Origin of the sequence: Alteromonas sp. S167 (genome assembly GCF_036864375.1) — a bacterium.
Taxonomy (GTDB): domain Bacteria; phylum Pseudomonadota; class Gammaproteobacteria; order Enterobacterales; family Alteromonadaceae; genus Alteromonas.
Genome location: NZ_JAZETR010000006.1, coordinates 276,874 through 293,361, shown reverse-complemented (window position 1 = coordinate 293,361; position 16,488 = coordinate 276,874). Strand labels below are relative to the sequence as shown.

At 44.0% G+C, this 16,488-nt stretch carries 14 protein-coding genes; 6 read left to right on the top strand and 8 right to left on the bottom strand.

What is annotated here, in order from left to right; translation table 11 throughout:
* Positions 1–215: 215 nt before the first annotated feature.
* The 4 genes from V7R35_RS11635 to V7R35_RS11620 all read right to left on the bottom strand — a co-directional run bounded on the left by V7R35_RS11635 (position 216) and on the right by V7R35_RS11620 (position 6,422).
* Positions 216–1,127 carry an alpha/beta fold hydrolase gene (locus V7R35_RS11635; RefSeq protein ID WP_334015011.1) on the bottom strand — a complete coding sequence of 304 codons (912 nt, stop codon included), beginning with the start codon at positions 1,125–1,127 and terminating at the stop codon, positions 216–218.
* 159 nt (positions 1,128–1,286) lie between these two features.
* A complete protein-coding gene (locus V7R35_RS11630; protein ID WP_334015010.1) occupies positions 1,287–3,086 on the bottom strand; it encodes an acyl-CoA dehydrogenase C-terminal domain-containing protein in 1,800 nt (599 codons plus the stop codon).
* 11 nt (positions 3,087–3,097) lie between these two features.
* The gene (locus V7R35_RS11625) at positions 3,098–4,279 is read right to left on the bottom strand and encodes an acetyl-CoA C-acyltransferase (protein ID WP_334015009.1); all 1,182 of its coding nucleotides are present in this window, start codon (positions 4,277–4,279) and stop codon (positions 3,098–3,100) included.
* Between the two features lie 22 nt (positions 4,280–4,301).
* Positions 4,302–6,422: a 3-hydroxyacyl-CoA dehydrogenase NAD-binding domain-containing protein gene (locus tag V7R35_RS11620; protein WP_334015008.1), complete on the bottom strand. Its 2,121-nt coding sequence runs from the start codon at positions 6,420–6,422 to the stop codon at positions 4,302–4,304.
* A 244-nt stretch (positions 6,423–6,666) separates the two neighbouring features.
* Between V7R35_RS11620 and V7R35_RS11615 the strand changes: the two genes are divergently transcribed.
* The 6 genes from V7R35_RS11615 (at position 6,667) to V7R35_RS11590 (ending at position 12,288) form a co-directional block, all read left to right on the top strand.
* Positions 6,667–7,581 carry a haloalkane dehalogenase gene (locus tag V7R35_RS11615; RefSeq protein WP_334015007.1) on the top strand — a complete coding sequence of 305 codons (915 nt, stop codon included), beginning with the start codon at positions 6,667–6,669 and terminating at the stop codon, positions 7,579–7,581.
* A 9-nt stretch (positions 7,582–7,590) separates the two neighbouring features.
* Positions 7,591–8,355, top strand: a complete 765-nt coding sequence (locus tag V7R35_RS11610; RefSeq protein ID WP_334015006.1) for an SDR family NAD(P)-dependent oxidoreductase — start codon at positions 7,591–7,593, stop codon at positions 8,353–8,355.
* Between the two features lie 238 nt (positions 8,356–8,593).
* Positions 8,594–8,875, top strand: a complete 282-nt coding sequence (locus V7R35_RS11605; protein ID WP_334015005.1) for a hypothetical protein — start codon at positions 8,594–8,596, stop codon at positions 8,873–8,875.
* A gap of 331 nt (positions 8,876–9,206) precedes the next feature.
* Positions 9,207–9,629 carry an STAS domain-containing protein gene (locus tag V7R35_RS11600; RefSeq protein WP_334015004.1) on the top strand — a complete coding sequence of 141 codons (423 nt, stop codon included), beginning with the start codon at positions 9,207–9,209 and terminating at the stop codon, positions 9,627–9,629.
* Positions 9,630–9,632: 3 nt separating this feature from the next.
* Complete coding sequence (locus V7R35_RS11595) at positions 9,633–10,634, top strand: ATP-binding protein (protein WP_334015002.1); 1,002 nt, start codon at positions 9,633–9,635, stop codon at positions 10,632–10,634.
* Positions 10,627–12,288, top strand: a complete 1,662-nt coding sequence (locus tag V7R35_RS11590; RefSeq protein ID WP_334015001.1) for an EAL domain-containing protein — start codon at positions 10,627–10,629, stop codon at positions 12,286–12,288. The genes V7R35_RS11595 and V7R35_RS11590 overlap by 8 nt, the downstream gene beginning before the upstream one ends.
* 136 nt (positions 12,289–12,424) lie before the next feature.
* On the opposite strand, the gene V7R35_RS11585 is transcribed toward V7R35_RS11590, so the two are convergent.
* The 4 genes from V7R35_RS11585 to V7R35_RS11570 are packed head-to-tail and all read right to left on the bottom strand — an operon-like array spanning position 12,425 to position 16,416.
* Positions 12,425–13,399, bottom strand: a complete 975-nt coding sequence (locus tag V7R35_RS11585; RefSeq protein ID WP_334015000.1) for an NADPH:quinone oxidoreductase family protein — start codon at positions 13,397–13,399, stop codon at positions 12,425–12,427.
* A gap of 27 nt (positions 13,400–13,426) precedes the next feature.
* The gene (locus V7R35_RS11580) at positions 13,427–14,482 is read right to left on the bottom strand and encodes a phosphotransferase family protein (protein WP_334014999.1); all 1,056 of its coding nucleotides are present in this window, start codon (positions 14,480–14,482) and stop codon (positions 13,427–13,429) included.
* Positions 14,483–14,491: 9 nt separating this feature from the next.
* Positions 14,492–15,718 (bottom strand): acyl-CoA dehydrogenase family protein, encoded by a 1,227-nt coding sequence (locus V7R35_RS11575; protein WP_334014997.1) that lies wholly within the window; start codon positions 15,716–15,718, stop codon positions 14,492–14,494.
* A gap of 11 nt (positions 15,719–15,729) precedes the next feature.
* On the bottom strand, positions 15,730–16,416 hold the full coding sequence (locus tag V7R35_RS11570) for a histidine phosphatase family protein (protein WP_334014996.1): 687 nt from the start codon (positions 16,414–16,416) through the stop codon (positions 15,730–15,732).
* Positions 16,417–16,488 lie beyond the last annotated feature (72 nt).

Here is a 16,488-nt window from a genome sequence, read left to right as displayed (position 1 = left end):
GCTTCAAGCGTGGATTGCAGAGCAAGGTCTTCAAGACTCGCCTATTTCTGCAACGCTTAACGACAGAATCTAATTACTCATACAGCGAATATCTTTTTGACCTGCGCTTTACGTACATAGTCAGAACAAGATAACGCAGTAGAACGATTCAACATGGTAGCGGCAGGATGCCGCTCTTGAGGCCTCTTCGGAGGCCTCTCCCTTTTGAGACGCCTTTATTCCCTATTCAAAATAAAATCGCATATGTGATTTGCCGCCCACATAGCTTGCTCTCTATGGATCCAGTGCGTTGCACCTTCATGGCGTTTAATGGCTAGGTTGTCAACATACCGTGGTAGAGCATCTAAAATATCAACTTCAAACGCATCATCTTGCTCTCCCCACAGTACTAATGTTGGTATCAGTATTCGTATATTTGGCACGTGTATGCGCTTAAGCTCATGCTCATCGGCATCGGTTACAGGCACTAACTGAGGCATATTTCGGTAGTAATTCAACATAGCGCTTAAAGAGCGCTTATTGTTCCACATAGCAAGCAAGGTATCTGCGTACTCTTTGTGTGTAGAAAATAGTGATTCTCCCAACATATTCTTTAGTAACTTAAAGTCGGTGCTTTGCAATGTTGATTGGGCATCATCGCCTATCAATTGATGAATATATTGACTTTTTTCACGCTGTTTACGACTTGTCTTTAGCAATTCGGTAAACGTAGAAGGATGCGCGGCATTTAATATCACTAAGTGAGAAAATAAATGAGAATGGAAAGCGGCTAAAGGCCATGCAATTGCCCCACCCCAATCGTGGCCTACAAGAATCACGCGCCTTTTATTACTCACTCTCTCAATAAACGTAGCCATTCTAGCAAGCAGCTTAGAAACAGCGTAATCTCCCTCTTGCGCTAATGGCGCTGATTTATGATAACCAGGTATATCAGGAGCAATCACATCAACTCGCTCTGATAAACAAGAAATAAGGGGTTCCCAAGCGAATGCATTTTCGGGAAAGCCATGTAGAAATAGCATCAAGGGGTTAGTACTTGCATTATTTACACACTCAACATTTGATAAATAATGAATGTCGTGGCCATCTACTTCCACAAAATGACTACGTAGCATTTGCGTTTCCATGTAATCACTCCCTCTTTAGTTAATTTTTTCTACTTTCGGAAAAAGAGTTTTAAGATTCGGTTATTTCCAAGGCATCTAAGTTTTTAAAACAAAAAAGCCGAGCTGTTTTCTAGTATTAACAGCTCGGCTTGTTTACTTGTTTGTCTTTGATCTAAACAGTTACTCTACAGCGAACATGCTCTCTGGCATTGCCATAAGATTGTCAGATCCTGACTGCATAGCCGATACCAATGAACGCGTTCTTGTTAGAAGACGATCGAAATAAAAGCCTGTAGTAAGGATCTTACTCTTATAAAACTCTGTTTCAGTGCTACCTGCATCAAGTTGCTCTTGCGCTTTAACTGCCATTTTCAGCCAGAAATACGCAACCGACACGTAACCTGAATACATAAGATAATCTACAGAGGCTGCACCAATTTCGTCAGGATTCGACGCTGCTGCTTTACCAATATCCATGGTAATTTGCTGCCATTCGTCAAGGTGTGAGCTTAGCGCATTTGTCCATGCACTGAACTGCGCGTTATCTCGTAGCGAATTACAATAGTCACGCACCTCTTGAACAAACACGTTCAGTAATTCACCGTTAGAACCCATAACCTTACGGCCTAACAAATCTACTGCCTGAATGCCTGTTGTACCTTCGTACATGGTACAAATACGTGTATCACGTGCTAGCTGTTCCATGCCCCACTCTTTTATGAAGCCGTGACCACCGTATACCTGCATGCCATAACTGGTTGCTTCTTGCGCGGTTTCAGTTAAGAACGCTTTAACAATAGGTGTTAAAAACGCAAGTTTAGCGTCTGCCATCTGCTTTTCTGCAGCATCGTTGCCATACAGCGTGATATCTACAAGCTGCATACAGTAAGCTGCAAGCGCGCGATTGCCTTCAGCAAAAGCTTTCTGCGTTAGTAGCATACGACGTACGTCAGGGTGAACGATAATTGGGTCAGCCGGGCCATCTGGATTTTTACGCCCTGTTAGTGAGCGAAACTGAACACGGTCTTTCGCATAGCGAAGTGCACCTTGGAATGAAGCTTCAGAAGCCGCCAGCCCTTCAAGGCCAGTACCGATACGCGCCGTGTTCATAAAGGTAAACATGCAGTTTAGGCCACGGTTTGGAGGACCAATAAGGAAACCTTTTGCACCGTCAAAGTTGATAACGCACGTTGCGCTGGCTTTGATACCCATCTTGTGCTCGATGCTGCCGCACGCTACTGCGTTTCTGTCTTGTTTCTCGCCATCTTCACCAACGTTGAATTTAGGCACAACGAACAATGAAATACCTTTAGTACCTTCTGGTGCGTCTGGCAAACGAGCTAGAACGATATGCACAATATTGTCAGACATATCATGCTCACCGGCAGAGATAAAAATCTTGGTGCCCGTTAGGCTGTAGCTACCGTCTTCTTGAGGCTCAGCTTTACATTTAAGCATGCCCAAGTCTGAGCCACAGTGAGATTCGGTTAAACACATTGTGCCTGTCCATTCACCACTGATCAGCTTAGGTAAGAATTTGTTTTGTTGCTCTTCTGTACCATGTGCTTTAAGCGTTTCCATACATCCTTGACTTAGGCCAGGATACATAGCCCACGAGTGGTTAGCGCCAGAGAACCATTCCGCAATAATTGAAGAAAGCGAGTACGGTAACGCTTGACCGCCAAAATCTTCAGGGTGCGACATGCTTGGCCACCCGCCTTCAACGTAGGTTTGGTAAGCTTCTTTGAAACCTTTTGGCGTTGTTACTTCACCGTCAACCCACTTACAGCCTTCTTCATCACCAGACGCATTGATAGGTGCCAGCGTATTCTCAGAAAACTTAGCGGCTTCAGCGAAAATGGCAGTAACCAAATCTTCAGAAGCTTCGTCAAAACCCAGTTTTTGATAGTGACTTTGATAATCGAGTAACTCATGTGTAACGAACATTGCGTCACGTTGAGGAGCTTTATAACCTTCCATACTAATACCTACTATAGAACTTCAAATAGACCAGCAGCGCCCATTCCGCCACCGATACACATGGTGCAAACTACGAATTTTGCACCGCGTCGTTTACCTTCGATGAGTGCATGACCCACCATGCGAGCACCGCTCATGCCATAGGGGTGACCAATTGAAATAGCCCCACCATTTACATTTAATAATTCGTCTGGAATGCCCAATTTATCGCGGCAGTACAGCACCTGTACGGCAAACGCTTCATTGAGTTCCCACAGACCAATATCGTCCATGGTCAATCCATGCTGCTTTAATAACTTTGGAATAGCGAACACAGGGCCAATACCCATTTCATCTGGCTCACACCCTGCCACTGCAATACCGCGATAAATACCAAGTGGTTGAGCACTGCCTTTGGCTGCAGATTGCTCGTCCATAATTACCGTAGCGCTAGCACCATCAGAAAGCTGGCTTGCATTACCTGCTGTAATACAACCACCCTCAATTACCGGATTAAGTGCTTGAAGCCCTTCTAAGGTTGTTTCAGGACGATTGCCTTCATCTTTAGAAAGCGTGACTTCGCGCTCACTGGTTTCGCCTGTTTCTTTATTGAAGATGGCCTGAGTAGCAGTAATGGGCACAATTTCATCGTCGAACTTACCCGCTTGTTGTGCCGCCGCAGTGCGCATTTGGCTTTGATAGCCATATTCATCTTGTACGTCGCGACTAATATTGTAACGCTTACCTACCACCTCTGCGGTTTGCAACATAGGCATGTAAATGTCTTTATGTTTTGCCACAAGCGCAGGGTCAACAGCGCGGAACATATTCATATTCTTATTTTGAACAAGCGAAATAGAGTCTAAGCCTCCAGCGACCATAATGTTGGTTTCGCCCGTTTGGATAGCATTAGCGGCGGTAGCAATGGCGTACATGCCTGAGCTGCACTGTCTGTCTAACGTCATGCCTGCAACGGTAACAGGTAAACCGCCCGCTAGGCCTGCTAAGCGACCAATGTTCATACCGCCGCTGCCTTGAGTTAACGCTGCGCCCATTACCACATCGTCAATGCTCGCTGGGTCTACCCCAGCACGTGCCACAGCATGTGAAATAGCATGCCCGCCCAGCGAAGGAGCGGGTAAGTTGTTCAAAGCGCCTTTATAGGCACGGCCAATTGGCGTTCTCGCGGTACTAACAATAACTGCATCACGCATAGGTTTTATCCTTTTCGTTTGCTTATTTTTTATAGTTTTTAAAGCTGCCGCCTTCACGCGCCAGTTTCACTAGTAATTCACTTGGCTCTAGCCACATTTTGCCGTACTCACCAAGCTGATCTCTGTAAGTTGTCAGCTTGTCTAAAATGGTGCCTAGTCCTACCTCATCGGCATATTGCATTGGCCCCCCTCGATAAACAGGGAAACCATAGCCGTACACATAGATGACGTCGATATCACTTGATTTAGCGGCAATCCCCTCTTCAAGAATGGCCGCACCTTCATTAATTAAAGAGTACATAACGCGCACTAAGATTTCTTCGTCACTAATATTATCGCGCTGAGTTACACCTAAGCGCTCTGCTTCTTGTTTTGCAATCTCAAGTACTTCTGGATCAGGAATTGGTACACGGCTTCCAGCATCGTAATTATAAGCACCGCGCCCTGTTTTCAGTCCATTGCGCCCTTTTTCTACAAGGCGGTCTGCAACCGCACCGTAGGCGGGGTCGTGAGAAATATATTCTTGTCGAGACTGGCGCACATAGTAGCCAATATCCAAACCAGCCATATCACCCATGGTAAACGGCCCCATTGGCATGCCAAATTCGGTGAGCACTCTGTCTACCTGTTCTGGTGTGGCACCTTCTAATAGCAGTCTGTTAGCTTCGCGACCATATGGCTCTATCATACGGTTGCCCACAAAACCAAAACATACGCCCACGAGAACTGCGACTTTCTTAATTCGCTTCGCCATCTTCATACATGTCTTGATGACTTCAGGTGACGTTTTATCCGCTTTTACTACTTCTAGTAAGCGCATAACGTTTGCGGGTGAAAAGAAATGAAGGCCAATAACATCTTCTGGACGGGATGTAGCAGTCGCAATTTCGTCAATGTCTAACGTTGACGTGTTTGATGCTAAAATTGCACCGGGCTTACACACTTTATCTAGTGTTGAGAAAACCGTCTTTTTAACTTCCATTTTCTCGAACACGGCTTCAATAACTAAATCAACATCGGCAAGGTCATCATAAGACGTTGTGCCTGTTAAAAGGCCAATGCGTGTTTCCACTTGCTCTTGGGTAAGCTTACCTTTTTTCGCAGAGTTTTCGTAATTTTTGCGAATAAGCGCTAACCCTTTCTCTAACGCCTCTTCTTTTAGCTCAAGCATAGTTACAGGAATGCCAGCATTAGCGAAGTTCATTGCAATACCGCCACCCATCGTACCCGCGCCAATAATTGCGACCTTTTGAATACTGCGTTCTGGTGTTGATTTATCAAAGTCGCTTACATGTCCCGCCGCACGTTCAGCGAAGAAAAAGTGCTGTTGGGCGCGTGCCTGTGGCGTATTCATACATTCCATAAACAGCTTGCCTTCATTTTTAAGGCCAGCTTCAAAATCGAGTGTGTACGCACCGTGCACTGCTTCGATACATTTAAGCGGCGCAAAGAAGCCACGCGCGGCCTTCTTTGTTTGCGCAGTTACCGCATCAAACACCGCTTGAACTTCATCGGTCATTGATAGCGTGATATCGCATGTACGTTTAATTGCATTGTCAGCTGTAAGAGATGCTAGATATGCTTTGGTGTCTTCCAATAAGTGCTCAGGTTTATCTGATATTTTGTCGAAAACTCCAGGTAACTTCAGTACTGACGTAGGTTTGCCGCTGGCTATCATTGTTAGCGCTGTCTGCGCATCCGCCAGTCTTGGTAACCGCTGTGTACCACCTGCACCAGGCAGGATCCCCAAATTCACTTCTGGCAACCCAACCTTGTTATCTGCAAAGGTAATGCGGTGATGACACGCTAGTGCTACCTCAAGCCCGCCACCGAAAGCAGGCCCTGGCAACACTGCAATAACCGGCTTGTTCGCGTTTTCAATTTTGTCGAGAACCTCAGGAAGCATAGGTGACAAGTCACCGCCAGAAAATTCACTAATGTCTGCACCACCTGAAAATATTGGTAAAGCAGAAGTAATTACTATTGCACTAACACTTTCATCTTTCGAGGCATTTTCAATGCCGTCAATTAGCCCAACGCGTAGCGCGCGAGAAAGAGCGTTAACGGGTGCACTTTGCATTGTAAGAGTAGCGACGCCTTGTTGAACGTCATAGGCAACTACTTGATTTTCCGTTTGTGTCATAACCATGTCCTGTTTATCACGTTATTTGGATGTTATTGCAGAGACGTTAATCATCCAAGTTTATTGGTGTTATAGACATTTATCACAATATTTAATATTGACAGCCAGCCCTTTTGAGGTGGTATTTTCGCCTCAGTACAGCGTGAGGTATTGGTTAAGGAGGGTTTGACACCAAATCAAACCAGTGTTTTTGTTAACACCAACACCAAATTATTTACAAGAAAATTACAATGGATAATTCACCATGCAAGTGTTGAAAACCCCGGAAAGCGCTTTTGCGAATATCACTGATTTTCCCTATACGCCTCACTATGTTCAGGTCACTGATACAGTAAGCAGTGAGATAACAATGGCGTACTATCAAGCAGGGCCAAAAGATGGTCACACTATTGTGCTCATGCATGGTGAACCTACGTGGGCCTACCTTTACAGAAAGATGATACCGACACTGGTAGAGGCCGGATTCAACGTTTTAGCTCCAGATCTCATTGGGTTTGGACGTTCGGATAAATTAGAAAGATGCGAGGATTATACGTACGCTCGTCACTTTATATGGGTGAAAGAATGGTTTAATCAGGTGGTTAAAGGGCCTGTTACGCTGTTTTGTCAAGACTGGGGCGGATTGCTGGGACTGAGGTTAGTTGCAGATATGCCCGAACGGTTTGTTGGTGTAATGGTGTCGAACACGGGTTTACCAACTGGAGACCAGTCGCCAAATGAAGCATTTTCTAAATGGCGTCGTTTTTCACAAGATGTGCCTGTCTTCCCAACCTCAAGCATCATTCAAGGTGCAACGGTTTCTGAATTATCGGAACACACCTTAAAAGCCTACGACGCTCCCTTCCCTTCTGAAGAATATAAAGCTGGTGCGCGAATGTTCCCATTATTGGTACCTGCTAGCCCTGACAGCGTTGAAGCGCAATCTAATCACAATGCGTGGGAAAAACTGAGGCAATTTGAAAAACCGTTTATGACTGCATTTGGTGATAGTGATCCAGTTACCGCAGGCGGCGATCGCATATTTCAGAAATTGGTCCCTGGCTGTGAAGGTATTGAACACGCAGTAATAAAAGACGGAGGGCACTTTATCCAAGAAGATAAAGGCGAAGAATTGGCTGCATTGCTAAAACAATTTATAGAACAAACACATAACTTATAGGAGCGCATCATGGACGCACTTTTAGATTTTACGGGAAATACGGTTTTAATTACGGGCGCTGGAAGCGGCTTTGGGCGTCTACTCTCAATGGGACTTGCCAATCGTGGAGCAAAACTAGTACTTACGGATATCAACGAATTAGCGCTAGAAGACACAAGAAAAGATATAAGCGGTCTAACTGAGGCAGTAGCCTTGGCGGGCGATATTTCTAAAGAACTACTGAATAAGCAATTGGTTGAACTGGCGTTGGAAACATTTGGTCGCCTAGATATCGCCGTGAACAATGCTGGCATTGCACATAATCCTGCGCCATTGCACCAAATGACAGAAGAAATAATCGACACACAATTTTCCGTGAATGTTAAAGGTGTAATGTTCGGCATGAAATACCAAATTCCAGCGATGCTTGCGCAAAAGCACGGGCATATTTTAAATGTCAGTTCATTGGCAGGGTTAGGCGGTGCGCCAAAAGGTGGGGCTTATGCTGCTGCAAAACATGCAGTATCGGGTATTACACGAACCGCTGCTGTGGAATATGGAAGGAAGAATGTTCGCGTAAACGCCATTTGCCCCTTCTACAGCCCAACCAACATTTTAAATATAGACGGTTACAACACACCAGAAGCAAGAGAACAGCTGGGTATGGGCAGTCCAATGAAGCGTTTAGGAGAACCGCAAGAGATTGTGAATACGATGATGTTACTGCTGTCACCAGGAAACAGCTACATGAACGGTCAAACAATTGCCGTAGATGGCGGTGTTACGGCTTGGTAACAATAAACCACAAAACTATTTGGTCCAATTGTTCAATTTACCTGCTTGGCCTAACGCTTTGGTAAGCCTGCTAAAAATGAAAAAAGTATAAAATCATATACGTAGGTATAATGTTTCTACTTTTGCTGTTCGTTGCATTGCGGTGTAATGAACAAGAACAAACAAAACTAACGCTTGGTGCGGCAACAGTGCACCTTTCGTTTTTTCATCCGCCAACAGTTAAACAAGCAGGCTTGCTATGAAAACGTACAACTCTACTTTTGTCACAGCCATCACAAAAGCAGTTGTCTTTGTTGCAGCATTGGCATTACCTAGTTTTGCAATGGCCGGCGATGAAAATATCACCAGCCAAGACATTGAAAAAACGGAATTTAGCAACAATCTACTGACAAAAAAAATACGCGGTAGCCAACGTTCACAAGCTGATACCCTACATAAACTCATTGAACAGCGTCTTTCTACAATGGAAAACACATCGTCTACACACACTTCATTTCCAGCGGTAGAACACGACGAGTAATGACGTGTAGATAGTTGCCAAATTAAGTCACATCAAAGTCTTTAAAGCTGAAATTTTTTCTTGCAAGAGATAAAAAACCCAGTTTTGCTCGACCTACTTAGCACATTATAAAATGAATATGCTTCCCCTAATCGAAAGCTATATGTTCATGTGCTCTAGCTTCTTAAACTTTAGTCTAAATATCGTGCAAAACACGAGCAAACTGAGAGCATCGGTCTATAGTTCAAACATTAAGCAATTTTAATTTGACTTAATTCCTTTCTTTAAAGCTTTCATAGAAGACAATTAAGCCAACGTTTTCGAGATATCAAAAACTCCAAAGGCGCCTCATATGGATAGTGTAGCAATTAGCAGAAAACAAATTGGCGGCGAATCGCCCATTGTAGCCTCTGAACTTTTCGATAAGTGCATTTATTCAGGCTTTTTTGGCAGCATAGACTCAGCGCGTATGACTGCTATCACTAATAAGATTATTCAAATGGTTGAGAATGGCAATTACACCGTGTCTATTATTGACCTCTCAAACGTCGATGCTATCGACTCATCTGTAGCTTCACAACTAGTCCAGACGTCAGAAACGCTCAATCTTATTGGAGTGAAAACTATTTTCTGTGGTATCCGCGGCGTAATAGCGATGACAATGGTGAAAAACGGCGTTGTTTTAGGCTCTAATACAGTGAAAAAGCGCTTAAAAGAAGCAGTACATGAAGCGCTTAAGGAACTAAACTGTACTATTGTGAGCACCGGAAATTAGCACATGCTTCAGTGCGATTATCAGGAGAAAACTCACGATATCGTTCACCTGAATAGTCAGCGCGATATTGATCTACTTTGCCAACATTGTAAGCTGCTTTGCTATCATATTTATAATGACGATTTTAAATCTAGCTATTTCGCCACTGGCGTATCAGAGATAGCCACCAATGCGCTTCGCTATGCAAAAAATGTTACAGCCTCCACTACGTTGTTAGAAAACTTGAATGGCCTTGTAGTAACTATAGAAGATAAAGGCACTGGTATTCCTGACTTAGCGAGGGCATTTCAAAACGGTTACAGTACACATAGGTCTTCCAGTTTGGGTTTGGGCTTAAATGCGGCCCGTAATGCAGTGGATGAGTTTGTTATTCAGAAAAATGATAAAAATGGGTTATCTATTGCCCTTTCATTTTTTGCCCCCCCCCGCCCACAAGATATATCTGTCGATTACATATCTTTTCCTGCTGAAAATGAATACATCAATCACGATAGAGTGTTGAAAAAAACATTCGATGGAGAGCATGCAATCTTGGGCATTTATTCTGTTGCAAACAGAGATTTGCATATCTATTTCCAAGATGCCATTGATCAAATACTTAACCAGTTTTTCCGCTTGGATTTACCCGAACTCTTCAAAAAATTTCACCGTATTAGTGGCGATGGTCAATTTCCATTGAGCCTATTAAAAGTGTGCTCAAACACCATAGAATTTATAGGTACACACAACATGCCGTTTTGCGCTATTCAGAAGCAAAGCGCAAATAACTATCGCATTTGCCCGTTACCATGTAGTCATGATGGTATTACGCATTTAAAACTTCCTAATTCTGAAAACAGTGTTTTAGCTATTGGCTCTCTCGGCGTTGATTTTACTCAAAGTCGATTATCTGTCTCAGCGTCAAAAACTGACACCTACACTCTTGCAACGCATGTGTTCAATCAGTGCGCAAAGAGCAATAAGGATGCAACGCTTCAAGTAATAAGGACCAAGTGTTATGACTGAAAATAGTGAACACGTCTCGACGCTTCGAGATATGTTGTCTGGCATTCTAGGCTCTATACCCTATGGCATTATGTGTGTATCGGATGCTTTAGAAGTCCAGGTATTAAACCAGAAGGCGTGCGAAATCCTTGGGTTAAACCATTTATTGATTGGTGAGTTCATTGACAGACATTTTGAAAATGTCTTCGTTAATGAACATAGCGTGTATACGCGGATTAGTGAAGTAATGCTGAAAAACAGAAAGCCAACCCTTGATTTAACAGAGATCTCTATTGGAGAACGGGTAGTTACTATTAAGTGCAGAACCATGCCACAGGGGTTTCTTGTTGTCCTTCGAGATATTACACAAGAGAGTTTACTGCTGCACAGGGCTACACACGATTCGCTAACAGAAGTCCATAATCGCCAGTATCTAGAAGAGACGCTAGATACACTTCTACCTGAAATTATAGAGGCTCAACATAAAGCAGCTTTCGCCTATGTTGATATCGATAACTTTAAAGCAATTAACGATAAATATGGACATGCTGTGGGTGATGAAATACTTAAGTGTGTTGCTTCATTATTAAAAGGCTGTGTAAGAGAACAAGACTTTATTGCGCGACTAAGTGGCGATGAATTCGCAATATTTTTCAATAATTGTCCTTTGGCACAAGGTGAAAAAAAACTGCTCGAAGTGCTCAAAAAAATAGAATCAATTGAAGTCTTTACAAAAGATGCGCTTGTGCGCACTTCCGTTTCCATTGGACTAACGTCTGTAGAGCAGTACGAAACCGACACATTTACTAGCTTAATGAGTGTTGCAGACACAGCCTGCCATCTTGCTAAAAGCGAGGGTAAGAACACGCTTCATGTTATCGAGGCCACCGGCACCGAGTTTAAAGACCACCTTAAGAATGTGAAATGGATTGATGAAATTGAACAGGCCATTTCAAATAAACGCCTACTGCTTTATGCCCAAAACATAGAAGACTTGAGAGCACAAAGCCAGCACTATTGTGAAGTGCTTATTAGGCTTAAGCAGCAAAACGGCAATATTGTGTCTCCGTCTGCATTTATACCTCAGGCAAAACGATTCAGAGTTATGCCGCTTGTAGACCGGCATGTATTTGAAAGCCTTGTGCGCAACATGGTAGACAACATTACCTATTCAGTGAATTTGTCAGGGCAAACCATTTCAGACAAGAGTTTTGTTGCGTTTGTTGAACGCATAATGGATACCTATGTGTTTGAACCCAAAAACATTACCTTTGAAATAACCGAAACAACGGCAATGATGAGCATTGACGATACAGTAAAAAATATAAAGGCTTTACGAAAAAAAGGGTTTTCTTTCTCACTTGATGATTTTGGTACAGGCTTAGCATCGTTTAATTACTTAAAATCACTACCCGTGGACACCGTCAAAATTGACGGCTTATTTATTCGCGACATATCGTCGAACCGCACTTCAGGTCAAATTGTGAAATCGATTTGTGACGTTGCACATTCCATGGGCCTTAAGACTGTTGCCGAATACGTCACCGATGAAACCACATACAACGAAGTGAAGAATTTAGATGTAGACTATGCACAGGGTTATTTTATCCATGAGCCAGAATTATTAGGCATCGTTCATGGAAACTATGACCCAGACATTGCGCAAGCCTCGTAGGTATACACCCTTGTTTTTAAGGCTACAGCATAAAAAACGGTGTAAAGAAGAATAGAAAGAACCCAGAAAAAATATCTGGGCTTTTCCAACACAGTTAGACAACGCTAACTTCAGTCCCAGTTGTGCTTTAAATCAATTACGGCACAAGTACCATTTTACCTTTTACTTCTCGATTCATAACCTTCGCCATGGCTTTTGTGGCGTCTTGCAGTGGCAGTGCTTCATCTACTACGACTTTGACTTTGCCTTGTACATACCAAGTTAATAGTTCCTGCATGTTTTCTGCAAAGCCTTTAGGGTCATGCTGCGTAAACGAGCCCCAAAATACGCCCATCACAGAGTAGCCTTTTACTAGCGCTAAATTCACCGGAAACTTTGGAATTTCACCACCGGCAAAACCAACTACCAACAAGCGGCCTTCCCATGCCATACTTCTGCTGCAAGCATGGAATGTATCGCCGCCTACGCATTCGTAAACAACATCAGCGCCTTTGCCGCCAGTTACTTCTTTAAGCGTCTCTTTCAAATCTTTTTCTTTGTAGTTAATGAGCACATCAGCACCGTACTCTTTTGCCAAAGCTAATTTTTCTTCGGTAGAACAAACAGCAATTACCTTCGCGCCCATAATTTTACCGATTTGCACTGCTGCTAAACCTGTACCGCCTGCCGCACCAGTCACTACCAGTGTTTCTCCAGCCTGTAGTTTTGCACGCTGTTTTAGGGCATGGTGAGCCGTCGCATGAGCAGTGACCAGTGCAGCCCCTTCGTTAACGTGAATAGGGTCTGGTAACGGCATAACATGGCTTGCTGGAATGAGCGCTTTTTCTGCATAACCGCCTAAATTAGACAGTGCAATTACGCGCTGCCCCTTTTGAATATGAGTAACGCCCTCACCTACTTCAGCTACAGTGCCTGCTACTTCATTTCCTGGCACGAATGGAAAGTCAGGCTGAAGCTGATATAAACCTTGAACTAGCAGCCCATCTGGAAAATTCACACCTGCTGCTTCAACGTTAACGACAATGTGGCCTTTTTTAACTTCTGGATCGACAACGTCCTTATACTGAAGTTCATCAATAGGGCCGAATGCTTCACACACGATTGCTTTCATAAATACTCCAAATCCTGTTCAAAATTTTTAACGTTGATGAATGGTTTCATTCGCTATTTGTGCAAGAGGGCGAACCATTGCGCCTAGCTGCATGGCCTTTTCACTTGATGCGTTCCCATCGTGTGCACGTTTAACTACGCCCTGTAAAATGGCTGCTAAGCGGAAGAAGCTAAACGCCAAGTAAAACGTCCAATTATCGATACTCTCAATACCGCGGCGCTGGCAATATGCGTCGATATAAGCTTCTTCACTTGGAATACCCAACGCCTTTCTGTCTAAACCACCCAATCCAGCTGCATGGGCAATGTCACTAGGAAGACGCAACTGCATGCACTGGTACGCCAAATCGGCATAAGGGTGCCCTAGCGTTGATAACTCCCAATCAAGTACTGCAATAACCCGTGGGTTATTGCTATCAGACATATCAAACATCATGTTGTCTAAACGAAAATCACCATGCACCAGCGATACTTGACCATCATCTTCGGGCAAGTTTGCTTCTAAGTAAGTTATTAGTGCTTCAATTTCTTCAATATGCTCAAGCTCGGAAGCGCGGTATTGCTTGGTCCAACGACTTAACTGACGTTCAAAGTAGCTGCCCGGCTTGCCGTAGTCTGACAATCCGGCCTTTTCAATATCAACGCTATGTAGAGCGGCAAGCACACTGTTCATCTCGTCGTACATGGCACCGCGTGTTTGTGGCGACGCTATTTCAGGCAGTGCGCTGTTCCAATATATCTGCCCTTCAACATAATCCATGATGTAAAACATACTGCCAATAACACTGGTATCTTCGCAAAGGTGAAATACCGTGGGTACGGGTACACTGCTGTCTTGCAGCGCACTAATAACGCGATATTCTCTGTCTACCGCGTGAGCAGATTTTAACAGCTTCCCTGGCGGTTGGCGGCGCAGCACGAATGTGCCTTTGTCAGTGATAAGTTTGAAGGTAGGATTGGACTGTCCACCTGCAAATTTTTCAGCAGCCTTTATCTCACCAACTTCAGGACACGCTGAACACAGATACTCATTCAGCGTGGGTAAATTGATCGTGTGGGGCGTGCTAGCAATATCCTTCGACACACTCACTCCTTATGCATTTTTCTCTGCAATCAAATTTCTACCAAGCTGCATCATGTGCACTTGATCTGGTCCATCGGCTAACTTGATGGTACGAGCATAGGCATACATAGCCGATAATACAAAGTCTTGGCTTGTACCTGCAGCGCCGTGCATTTGAATGGCTTCGTCAATAACGTTACATGCCATAGTGGGTGCCACTATTTTTATCGCAGCAATAAGGTCGCGCGATACTTTGTTGCCATAACGGTCCATTTTGTCGGCCGCTTTTAGCGTAAGTAAACGGGCTTGTTCAATGTCGCAGTGCATTTTTGCAATGCTTTCACGCACCGACTGTTGTTTGCTAAGCGGCTTTCCAAACGCCACGCGCTGCTCTACACGTTCACACGCCATATCAAGCGCGCGCTGCGCACAGCCAATTAAACGCATGCAGTGATGAATTCTGCCAGGTCCTAAGCGACCTTGCGCAATTTCGAATCCTCGCCCTTCACCCAACAATAAATTTTCAGCAGGAACACGAACATTATCAAAAACAATCTCTGCATGCCCTACTGGCTCGTCGTAATAGCCCATGGCCGCCATTGGGCGAACAACCTTTACGCCAGGGGTATTCATGGGCACAAGAATTTGCGACTGCTGTTGATGGCGCGGTGCGTCAAAATCAGTTTTCCCCATCACAACCATAATTTTGCAGTTTTCATTCATGGCACCGCTGGTGTACCACTTTCGTCCGTTGATGACGTATTCGTCACCATCGCGCTTTATAGACGTCTCTATATTTGTCGCGTCACTCGACGCAACCGCAGGCTCGGTCATAGCAAACGCAGAACGAATTTCACCGTTAAGCAAAGGCTCCAGCCATTGCTTCTTTTGTGCATCGTTACCGTATTTTGCTATTACTTCCATATTGCCCGTATCTGGCGCACTACAATTGAAAATTTCAGCACTAAAAAGAACACGCCCCATTTCTTCACACAGCGGCGCATACTCAGCGTTGGTTAAGCCTGCACCATAAGGTTTATATTCTTCAGGAAGAAACAAGTTCCACAACCCTGCGTCTTTCGCTTTTTGTTTGAGGGTTTGCATCATGTCAGGCGTTTTCCAACGACTTGTATCATTTGCACCGCCGCTTTCTACTGCGTGAATATAGTCCTTTTCGATTGGGTAAACTTCTTCATTCATAAACGCACGCAACTTCTCTAGAAGTGTTTGGGTTTTTTCATTGTATTCAAAGTTCATAACTGCCCTCGTTAGCTGTAAGTAATGGCGTGCAACCTGTCTAACACATCCAGGTGAGGTACGCTGTTGAAGTTATTGAGATGCAAGCCTCGCGGATTAGCAAAGCATTGAGAAAAGCTGGTATTGCGAATTTGAAGGTTCATATTGATAACCGTTTCATCGCTATACCCTAGAATTTGTTTGAGCATCATGGCAATTGCACCACCGGAACTGACCACCAACACACGTTTTGCATCTGAATGCTGTAACTGCTCTAGCATGCCGCTTACTCTTCCCTCAAACGTCTTCCAGGTTTCATCCAATAAACCATGCTCTAGTTCATCTTTTGACCACGCAAGCATCGCTTTTCGAAGTAAACGATAGTACTCAGAAGCAGGCGCTCCCTCAGGCACTTTTTGTTCAGGGAAACGCTCCAAATAAGCTGCAGCCACTGCTTGAAAATTAAATTCATTAAGCGCGCTGTTAGTCTGGACATCGGGTAAGCAATAAGCTTTAGACTGGATACCGTTAGCAATACTCTCTTGTGTCTCTCTGTGTCTTACCATGTCGCCCATAAATACGGCATCGAACTGCGTTTCACGCTGCTTAAAATAGTCGCCAAGCCAGTAAGCTTGTTGAGCCCCTAAATCGCTTAACTTATCGTAGTTGGCTTTTCCAAATGACGCTTGTCCGTGGCGTACCAGATATATGTCGGCCATACCGCTCTCTAATGTTATTAAGTTGTAAATTTTATCTCACCATACTAAGGAATAGAGCAATATAAGTTTAAT

What these genes read in the sequence shown, in the direction of transcription:
- V7R35_RS11570 (WP_334014996.1), bottom strand. Translation starts at nt 16,416, where the DNA reads ATGGCCGACATATATCTGGTACGCCACGGACAAGCGTCATTTGGAAAA.
- V7R35_RS11630 (WP_334015010.1), bottom strand. Translation starts at nt 3,086, where the DNA reads ATGGAAGGTTATAAAGCTCCTCAACGTGACGCAATGTTCGTTACACAT.
- V7R35_RS11585 (WP_334015000.1), bottom strand. Translation starts at nt 13,399, where the DNA reads ATGAAAGCAATCGTGTGTGAAGCATTCGGCCCTATTGATGAACTTCAG.
- V7R35_RS11595 (WP_334015002.1), top strand. Translation starts at nt 9,633, where the DNA reads ATGCTTCAGTGCGATTATCAGGAGAAAACTCACGATATCGTTCACCTG.
- V7R35_RS11610 (WP_334015006.1), top strand. Translation starts at nt 7,591, where the DNA reads ATGGACGCACTTTTAGATTTTACGGGAAATACGGTTTTAATTACGGGC.
- V7R35_RS11635 (WP_334015011.1), bottom strand. Translation starts at nt 1,127, where the DNA reads ATGGAAACGCAAATGCTACGTAGTCATTTTGTGGAAGTAGATGGCCAC.
- V7R35_RS11620 (WP_334015008.1), bottom strand. Translation starts at nt 6,422, where the DNA reads ATGACACAAACGGAAAATCAAGTAGTTGCCTATGACGTTCAACAAGGC.
- V7R35_RS11600 (WP_334015004.1), top strand. Translation starts at nt 9,207, where the DNA reads ATGGATAGTGTAGCAATTAGCAGAAAACAAATTGGCGGCGAATCGCCC.
- V7R35_RS11605 (WP_334015005.1), top strand. Translation starts at nt 8,594, where the DNA reads ATGAAAACGTACAACTCTACTTTTGTCACAGCCATCACAAAAGCAGTT.
- V7R35_RS11590 (WP_334015001.1), top strand. Translation starts at nt 10,627, where the DNA reads ATGACTGAAAATAGTGAACACGTCTCGACGCTTCGAGATATGTTGTCT.
- V7R35_RS11615 (WP_334015007.1), top strand. Translation starts at nt 6,667, where the DNA reads ATGCAAGTGTTGAAAACCCCGGAAAGCGCTTTTGCGAATATCACTGAT.
- V7R35_RS11625 (WP_334015009.1), bottom strand. Translation starts at nt 4,279, where the DNA reads ATGCGTGATGCAGTTATTGTTAGTACCGCGAGAACGCCAATTGGCCGT.
- V7R35_RS11575 (WP_334014997.1), bottom strand. Translation starts at nt 15,718, where the DNA reads ATGAACTTTGAATACAATGAAAAAACCCAAACACTTCTAGAGAAGTTG.